The following is an 8010-nucleotide window of genomic DNA, read 5'->3' on the forward strand; positions in this document are numbered from 1 at the left end:
TCTGCCTTGATTACAATTACCAACACGCCCGGACCGATTTTCGGCCCGGGCGTTGAATATATGTATCAGTCTATCAGTTTCTCATCTATCCTGCATGAAAGGCGAAAACATCAGTAAGTGGTAAATAATTGGTACCTTGACAAAGTTAAGGCCGCTCCTTTCGGAACGACCTCATGAACAAACATTGATCATTTTTTCGATGGCTTTGACTTCGGCGGATCGCTTTTCCGTATGTAATCCGGAAGCTTCTCGGACCAAGGCAGCAGATCCTCTATGAAGGAATCATTTTCCAACGCCCCATGTTTCGGGATCTCCTCCAAGAGATACTTGAAATACTCATACGGCTTTAGGTGATTCACTTTTGCCGTTTCGGCGATGCTGTACAATATCGCGCTGGACTTCGCCCCGTGGATGGTGTCTATGAGATACCAGTTCTTCCGTCCGATTGTGAAGCTGCGGATACCTCGCTCGGCGGCTTATGCTGATATATGGATAAGCCGCTTTATACTCAGGATATTTTTATCCTCATCTTTTATCAAGGTGCGTATAAACACTGCGTTCACCTGACAAAAGATGAGAATAAATATTTTACCTTAATCCGCAGATACGGGCGAATTCATCTTCATCGTCAGGCCATAACGGCTTCTCGGCATTCAATTCGGGATTGCTCTGATCCATTGCAGCTTTCAGCATTTCAAGCGACGGTTTCGCATAGATCCGGGTCGTTTGGGTTGATGTATGGCCGAGTATCCTTGAGACCAGTTCCAACTCGATGTTGCTTTGGTAAAGATTTGTTGCACGCGTCCGGCGGAACATATGCGGGTGGACCTTTTCAGGAAGGTCCGGATGGTCCGGCCTGACGATCCGAACATATTTATCGATGATACGCGCAATGTTACCCGGTGACATAGGATGGGGCTCGCCGTGAATTACGGTATAAAAAAGCCTTTCTGTCTCAGGCGAACTCGAACCATGGTAAAGATCCATGTAATTTCTTAGATGGTTCGCAGCACTATCGGAGATGGAAACGATACGCTCCCGGTCTCCCTTTCCCCTGATCCTGAGATAAGGGATACTCTTCCGGAGATTTACATCCGATACTGTCAGGCCGATCAGTTCGCTGAGGCGTACCGCCGAATCATACAGGATGATCATGATCGTTGAATCACGAATTCCGCGTTTGTCCTTGGACGGTGCAGTAAATAACGCTGTTAAGCACTCTTCACTCAAGGTCTCCCTTTCTTTATCAGGAGTCCTGAGGAAAGGAACCCTTGATACCATCAAGGCATCCTGCTGCCAGGTGATATCCCCGTCCGCGACATACCACATATAAGACTTTATCGCAGCAAGGCGCTGGTTGCACGAGGATTTTTCGTATCCGGTCTTTTGCAGGTATTCCATGAATCCAAGCAGGAAATCACGGGTACAATCTTCGAAGCCAAACTTTTTCAGTGATATCCCCTGTGATGTAACATACCGCCGAAATACCGTCAGTGCATCCCGGTAAGCTTTTATTGTATGCGGGCTTCTGGAGCATTGTGATGTCAGATATCCGTCAAGGAATTCATGTGTCTTTGAAAATGCAGATTGTCGGGCTAAACGGACATCTGTGCCATATTCGGCGGACAGTCTGAGACATAATTAGCGGACAAGTAAGGACACATTAACCGGACAATAGATCTTCAGATATAATAAGCGCATCTCCTTAAAATGGAGAAATATTATATCTGGAGGTCCTACTATGGATTACAAAAAAGTACTAAGGCTTCCCTTTGTGAACCATCTCAGCTGCCGTGAAATCGCCGAAAGCTGCGGCGACTGCAGCAAAACAACTGTCAACGAGTTCCTGAAGTGTTTCAGAGAGAATTCGGAACTTTCATACCCTTTACCGGCAGATGTCCCGAATGAATACATCGGAAACATGCTTTATAAAAAGCCTGGTGTATCGGCGGATCAGCTCCTCTACCGGGATTTTAACAAGGAAGCTGTCTACAAGGCTCTGTCCCGCAAAGGAGAGACCCTGAAGCATCTGTGGCAGAAATACAATGCCATAGGTGTCGTAGATGGAAAGAAGCCAATGAGCTATCGCCAGTACTGCAGGCGTTACAGCGAATGGGCTGATTCCAAACAGCTGACCTTCCACATCCCGCGTTATCCCGGTGTCAATCTCGAGCTGGACTATGCGGGGAAGCAGCTCTATCTGCATAACCGCCGGAACCCGGATGAGACCACAAAGGTCACGATCTTTATCGCTGCCCTCACCTACAGTGATTACTTTTACGCTGAAGGAATGACCGAATGCGATATCCGGAACTGGATCCGGGTCAATAATAATGCTCTGACTTATTTTGGCGGCGTGACGCCGACGATCACCCCGGATAATTGCAAAGTGGCAGTTGCCCGGAACAAGGACTGGACCAGCCCTGTCCTGAATAAAGATTTCCAGGCATGGGCAGAACATAACAATACGGTTTTAACCCCTGCCAAAGTGAAATCCCCCCGCTGGAAACCAGTTGTGGAAGGCCACGTAAAGATCATTCCCATGCACATCCTCATGGATATGGAAGATATGGTCTTATATTCGCTGGATGATTTAAACCGTGTCCTGATGAAAAAGGTGGATGCTGAGAAGCGGAAGCCCTGGAACGTTGCTGTAAAGACGCCGTTTTAGCTGGGAGATGCAACCATTCCTATATCTGTAACACAATCTCAACTTACCATAAAGAACCGTTGCAAAGTACAATGCCACAGAGTAGCCCCAACGAAGATGCTGCAACAGCCGTATCCGGCGCCCTACAAAGATGATGACAGCAAGTATTCCCTTAAGAACCTGCTGAAGCATCAGGAAACGGAGGCTGGCAATGAAGAATAAGATCTGCGACTCAGCAGCCTGATCAATAAAGGTGCTTTGGCCGAGAATCTGAAAACCGGCAACGGACGCATCTACAATGATGCCACCGTTGAACAGATCCTGAAATTTCATTTCGCTGAGAATTGGCAGAACGTCGGGATCTATGGAGTCACCGATGCCGGCAAGTCTTATTTCCTGTCTGCCTGTTGTGTGGAAGCATGCAGACGTAATTACCGTTGTAAGTTCGTAGACTATAGTGACCTGCTAGACGAACTGATCGTCCTCAACCGTCAGGAAGACCTGAACAAGTACCGCAAGAGGATCAGGTACTATGCACGGATCCAGCTGCTGTTCATTGATGATTTTGCCATAAGCAGGTATTCAGAAGAAGGGATCAAGATCCTGTATCATCTCATAAAGCTTCGGGATGACCTTGGCACCTCCACACTCTTCAGCTGTCAGTATTCTCCAGATGAGTGGGGAAACCAGCTGAGTGACGAGAAGGAATGCTACGGTAAGCTTGACGGGATCAGACGCAGACTGACGACAGGATTTACTGTACTGATTGAGAAAGCATAGCTTTCTTCTGGAACACCGATCAATACTGATCAGTAGGGCGGAGTACCCTCTGCCCTACTGATCTCCCAGGCTGTCCGTTTAATATGGCCCGAACCGTCCGGAAAATGCGGCCCTGCTGTCCGCAGAAAGTGGCTGTTTGCAGAAAAAAACAGCTCATCGAATCTTTTATCTTTCATACGGCACCTCCGGGATCACTCGTGGTGAAACAACGTCTTTTCGGCGTACAGTCTGGAAAGCATCCTCGATCTGATGGAAGTAATAATACGTTTCCATCGGCCCCATATGGCCGAGATAACTGCTCAGATAGGGCATCATCGCATGTAACGGGATATCAGCCTCCATCCAGGAGTTGATCCTTTTAATCACAAACGCATAGCGCAGGCAGTGTACGGTAGGCTTCTTATCGCAGGCTTTTGAAGCTCTGGTACCGTTCCAGAACTCGTTGAACTTGCGATTCACCGAGGTCTTTGGGATATGGCGTTCAGGGTATTTGCCCGGAAAGAACCATTCCGATGGGATATCAAGCTGTGCATTCAGCCATTGACGATAGTCCTGGCAAAGTTTGAGTAGGTCCCCGGACAGATAAACAATCCTGTCTTTTCTGCCTTTGGAATGATAAATCGTGAGGATACCGTTATCCGTATCGATGTTTTCAGTTTTCAAAGAACATGCTTCATTATTGCGAAGCCCGCAACAGTAAATCAGGCGGAACAGCACCTTATATTCACAGGCCATTCTTTGAAACGTCGGCACGTGATCGGTTGTCACATAAAGATCCACTTGCTCAAAGAATTCCCAGATATCTTCATCCTTCATCAGATAAGGGACTACTTTTTCCGGTCGGGGCAGGATCGCCGGAATGTAAGCGGGCAGACCTAACGTGTTAAGATAAACGCAGAAGTTCCGCAGTGCCTGAAGTCGATTGTTTTGTGTCACTTTTGTTTCTGTATCGGATTTCATGGCCCATGCTTCGAATAATGGCTTTGTAACTACTGTTTCTGTGACCTCTTTTTCATGGCAGTACTGGTCAAAGCGATACAGCCAGTATGCGGGATTATCGTACATGAACCCAGCTTCACGACGAGATGCGATGTAATCCTTTATTAGATCTGCAAAAACGCTGCCATACTGATACACCTTATGCATGGAAAGCACCTCCTTCGTAAGAGATACCAGCCTCCTCCAGAGATAATGGACACATCCGCATCCGCTTTTCATCCAAGGATAGATACTTATCGACGGTGCCGTCGGTGGAATGTCCAAGAGAATCGGAGATCAGTTCAACTTTTGTATTGCCTTCAAGGAGTTGCGTGGCAAATGTCTTCCTTACGACGTGAAAACCACGGCCAGGTTCTGCTGAAGGGCCGATGAACCTTGTCAAGGCTTTGGCGCATACACTGCTATGTAACTGGCTGTAAGGAGCTTCATGGCAGATGAAAACAAAAGGCTCGTTACTTTTTGGCCGTCCATCACGGAGGTAACGGAACAGGACGTTCCCAGTCCTTACAGGCATCGGCATGAGAAGGATCTTACCGGTCTTCTGCTGGATGATACGGATACTGCGCTGTTTCCAGTTTATGTTTTCAAAACATAGGCCTATTATATCTGATGCTCGGAAACCCATTGAGAGTCCAATGCATACCATTGCATAATCCCGAAGGGCTTTCGGAGAAAGCGCGTCAGGATCGACGGACCAGATCAAGGCAACTTCTTCTTTGGAAAGAGTACGTGTAACAGATACCTTTGGTGCCGCTGCTGTTGGCAGTGCCTTGAACAAGAATGGATCTTCAATCAGCCCCTGTTCGTAAAGATAGATGATGAAGCTGCGTATGCGGCAGTTGTATGCCGCCTTTCCTTCCGGTGTACTATGATGGTCCTGCAGGTTGAAATCCTTCAATACGGCTGGGGTGAGCGCTGCGAAACTGCCGATGCCGGTATCTTGAAGGTATCTGCAGAGACGTAAGTTGCTCGATCTATGCATTGCTATGGTGGACGGCTGCCAGCCTTCATGTTTTAACAAGCGCAGGTAATCGGTGAGCGGGTCAATCTGCCAATTGGGAAGCAATTCCTCCGGACGCACGCGTTGAGGGTCTCCAGTATAACCAGTCATGATGGATCCCGTTTCCATGAAATACAAAAACTGGCACAGGGAGCGACGGTGTTGTTTCCATCCAGAACCCAGAAGTGGCTTCACCCGGCTGAACCAAATCCACAGAAGCCCGTCATTCAAAACGGCATGGTGCATATCCAGAAACACATACAACAGTGTAAGGATATGTCTGGAGCTTTTCAATACGGTTCTGCCATAGCGGGTTTCAGCCATACCGGCAAGAAACTCATCGATCAGGCTTTCTGTAACAGGAGGATACGTTTTACCGGAAGCCATGCAAAGCTCTTCATCTGTCATCCTGATGATCTGGTGGATTAACAGCTTGTTTAAAGCAAGAGCTAAACCATGGGAACATATATCCTTTTCAGCAAGATACTTTAAAAACTTCCGAATAAGATCCTCGTAAACATCCTTCGTCTTGTATGAAGAGTGATAATCCTCCTTGTGGAACTGCAACAGTATATCGTAGTCAAGCTCTGATATGCTGCCAAGCCCGTTGTTCTGTAGATACAGAAGAAATCTTGCACATGCAATCCGGTACCGGTCATCGTTTTCATGATAATCACGGATAAAGATGTCCAGCACGGACCGAAAAACAGGATTTAGCTGGGAATAGGCAGATTTCCTGTAAGATAAATGGTTCAAAGATATGGAACCTGTCAAACGGACATCTTCCAACTGGTCAATGCAGTGCCGATATCCTGTATAATGCCAGTGGTTCCAAGACGCTTTGTTGTCTTCGATCCATTGATAAGCGATCTCCGGGGTATAACACTTACCAGATGCCTCAAGATAGATGTGCAGTTTCTTGTAGCATAACCTGTGTTCACTGATTACGGATGTACTGAAGCTTTCATCTTCCAAAAACTTCATAACAGTGGTTACATTTGCTTCGAATTGTTTCACTGGGAATCACCTCCTTATGATTTGGTGATTCCATTATCGGAAACAAAAGAAATGTTATCCACATGTTTATATGAAAAACTTAGCTGTCTATGCGCTTTTTGACAAAAGGTGAGGATAAAAATATCCTGAGTATAAGGCGGCTTATGCTGATATATGGATAAGCGGCGGAGCGAGGTATCCGCAGCTTCACAATCGGACGGAAGAACTGGTATCTCATAGACACCATCCACGGGGCGAAGTCCAGCGCGATATTGTACAGCATCGCCGAAACGGCAAAAGTGAATCACCTAAAGCCGTATGAGTATTTCAAGTATCTCTTGGAGGAGATCCCGAAACATGGGGCGTTGGAAAATGATTCCTTCATAGAGGATCTGCTGCCTTGGTCCGAGAAGCTTCCGGATTACATACGGAAAAGCGATCCGCCGAAGTCAAAGCCATCGAAAAAATGATCAATGTTTGTTCATGAGGTCGTTCCGAAAGGAGCGGCCTTAACTTTGTCAAGGTACCAATTATTTACCACTTACCGTCTAAAACCCCCTTCTACATATTAGCTGGAATCTAAAATAATAACGATTGTTCTAACGAGCGGATTATTTACCGATTTTCGGGTCTTTGGTTCGACAAAGGCGTTCGTTGCGCTGATCATGCGAGAGCACCGGTGATAATCCACGCTCATTAGAGGCCATTTCTCACAAATGCCTGAAAAACGGGCGGATGGCTGCAGTTGGATGCAAAATCAATACAAATAAATTGAAACAGCAATGAATGTGTATTAAAATAATAAAAAAGAAATGGAGGAATAATGAATGGCAAGTACAATTCAAGTACGTGTTGATGATGAGTTAAAGAGAAAGTCAGACCAGTTGTTTAAAGATCTTGGTACAGATACGACTTCTGCAATTCGGATGTTTTTGACACAAGCTGTTGCAAATAACGGTTTCCCATTTGAGATAAAACGGGTGGAGCATAATCCGTATGCTGCCATGTCTGAAGAAATGATGTTGGAGAAACTGGAGAAATCAAGAGTATCTGCATCAAAGGGTAACTATCGATCTGCGGATGCTGTTATTGCTGATATGAGAGAAAAGTATGGAATATAAAGTAGTAGTAACAGCAGATGCAGAAGAAGATCTAAATCAATACATCAGATATTTGCTTATGGTGAAAAAAGTGATCAGGCGGCGAAAAATGTTTTGGATGATTTTGAGGCTACTATTCAGAGCCTTAAAAGTGTTGCAGGAAGTTTGAAGCCGTGTGATAATGCTCATGTACGGTAAGGAAGCAAGCAACCGAAAACAAGAGATAGACCGCCAGCACTACACTATTCCGAACCAAAGACCAAAAGATAAGCATTGTGGGAAAATCTAAACTTTTGGATTTTCCTACAATGCCAACTACGGCGGAATCCCTCCCACTCCTTATATCTTTCTGTATACATTGAATTTGTATTTAGTAACTAAAACTTCCCACACTCAAAAGGTGTGTTGAACCTTGAAAACTCAATAATGTAGGCAATTAAAAAGGCATAGACGCTGTGCCTTTGGTATAATTGAGTTGACTAGAA

At 45.9% G+C, this 8010-nt stretch carries 7 protein-coding genes and 3 pseudogenes; 5 read left to right on the plus strand and 5 right to left on the minus strand.

Annotated features, from left to right (window positions below):
- Positions 1 to 188 precede the first annotated feature (188 nt).
- The 3 genes and pseudogenes from ACTQ3A_RS12650 to ACTQ3A_RS12660 all read right to left on the minus strand — a co-directional run.
- A pseudogene (locus ACTQ3A_RS12650) lies at positions 189 to 476 on the minus strand (transposase domain-containing protein); the annotation flags it as partial.
- Positions 477 to 588: 112 nt separating this feature from the next.
- The gene (locus tag ACTQ3A_RS12655; RefSeq protein ID WP_441495059.1) at positions 589 to 1230 is read right to left on the minus strand and encodes a tyrosine-type recombinase/integrase; all 642 of its coding nucleotides are present in this window, start codon (positions 1228 to 1230) and stop codon (positions 589 to 591) included.
- Between the two features lie 108 nt (positions 1231 to 1338).
- Positions 1339 to 1629: pseudogene (locus tag ACTQ3A_RS12660) on the minus strand (site-specific integrase); the annotation flags it as partial.
- A gap of 112 nt (positions 1630 to 1741) precedes the next feature.
- Here ACTQ3A_RS12660 and ACTQ3A_RS12665 point away from each other — a divergent pair.
- Together ACTQ3A_RS12665 and ACTQ3A_RS12670 are read left to right on the plus strand one after the other, a co-directional pair.
- A complete protein-coding gene (locus ACTQ3A_RS12665; protein ID WP_441495060.1) occupies positions 1742 to 2671 on the plus strand; it encodes a hypothetical protein in 930 nt (309 codons plus the stop codon).
- Positions 2672 to 2908: 237 nt separating this feature from the next.
- Positions 2909 to 3430 carry an ATP-binding protein gene (locus tag ACTQ3A_RS12670; protein WP_441495061.1) on the plus strand — a complete coding sequence of 174 codons (522 nt, stop codon included), beginning with the start codon at positions 2909 to 2911 and terminating at the stop codon, positions 3428 to 3430.
- Positions 3431 to 3595: 165 nt separating this feature from the next.
- Here the strand turns inward: ACTQ3A_RS12670 and ACTQ3A_RS12675 are convergent, their stop codons facing one another.
- Together ACTQ3A_RS12675 and ACTQ3A_RS12680 are read right to left on the minus strand one after the other, a co-directional pair.
- Positions 3596 to 4576: a tyrosine-type recombinase/integrase gene (locus ACTQ3A_RS12675; protein WP_441495062.1), complete on the minus strand. Its 981-nt coding sequence runs from the start codon at positions 4574 to 4576 to the stop codon at positions 3596 to 3598.
- Positions 4569 to 6446, minus strand: coding sequence for a tyrosine-type recombinase/integrase (locus tag ACTQ3A_RS12680; RefSeq protein ID WP_441495063.1), 1878 nt, complete (start codon positions 6444 to 6446; stop codon positions 4569 to 4571). The genes ACTQ3A_RS12675 and ACTQ3A_RS12680 overlap by 8 nt, the downstream gene beginning before the upstream one ends.
- Before the next feature lie 161 nt (positions 6447 to 6607).
- Here ACTQ3A_RS12680 and ACTQ3A_RS12685 point away from each other — a divergent pair.
- The 3 genes and pseudogenes from ACTQ3A_RS12685 to ACTQ3A_RS12695 form a co-directional block, all read left to right on the plus strand.
- Positions 6608 to 6895, plus strand: a pseudogene (locus ACTQ3A_RS12685) (transposase domain-containing protein); the annotation flags it as partial.
- 357 nt (positions 6896 to 7252) lie between these two features.
- Positions 7253 to 7546: a type II toxin-antitoxin system RelB/DinJ family antitoxin gene (locus ACTQ3A_RS12690; protein ID WP_441099381.1), complete on the plus strand. Its 294-nt coding sequence runs from the start codon at positions 7253 to 7255 to the stop codon at positions 7544 to 7546.
- Positions 7536 to 7694: a hypothetical protein gene (locus ACTQ3A_RS12695; protein ID WP_441495064.1), complete on the plus strand. Its 159-nt coding sequence runs from the start codon at positions 7536 to 7538 to the stop codon at positions 7692 to 7694. Before ACTQ3A_RS12690 ends, ACTQ3A_RS12695 begins: the two co-directional genes overlap by 11 nt.
- The last annotated feature ends 316 nt before the right edge of the window (positions 7695 to 8010 follow it).

The sequence above is a fragment of the Bilifractor sp. LCP21S3_F8 genome, from assembly GCF_052117805.1.
Classification (GTDB): Bacteria; Bacillota; Clostridia; order Lachnospirales; family Lachnospiraceae; genus Bilifractor.

Bases quoted from the DNA above. Each gene is read 5' to 3' on its own strand.
- ACTQ3A_RS12695 (WP_441495064.1), top strand. From the start codon at position 7,536: ATGGAATATAAAGTAGTAGTAACAGCAGATGCAGAAGAAGATCTAAAT.
- ACTQ3A_RS12675 (WP_441495062.1), bottom strand. From the start codon at position 4,576: ATGCATAAGGTGTATCAGTATGGCAGCGTTTTTGCAGATCTAATAAAG.
- ACTQ3A_RS12690 (WP_441099381.1), top strand. From the start codon at position 7,253: ATGGCAAGTACAATTCAAGTACGTGTTGATGATGAGTTAAAGAGAAAG.
- ACTQ3A_RS12665 (WP_441495060.1), top strand. From the start codon at position 1,742: ATGGATTACAAAAAAGTACTAAGGCTTCCCTTTGTGAACCATCTCAGC.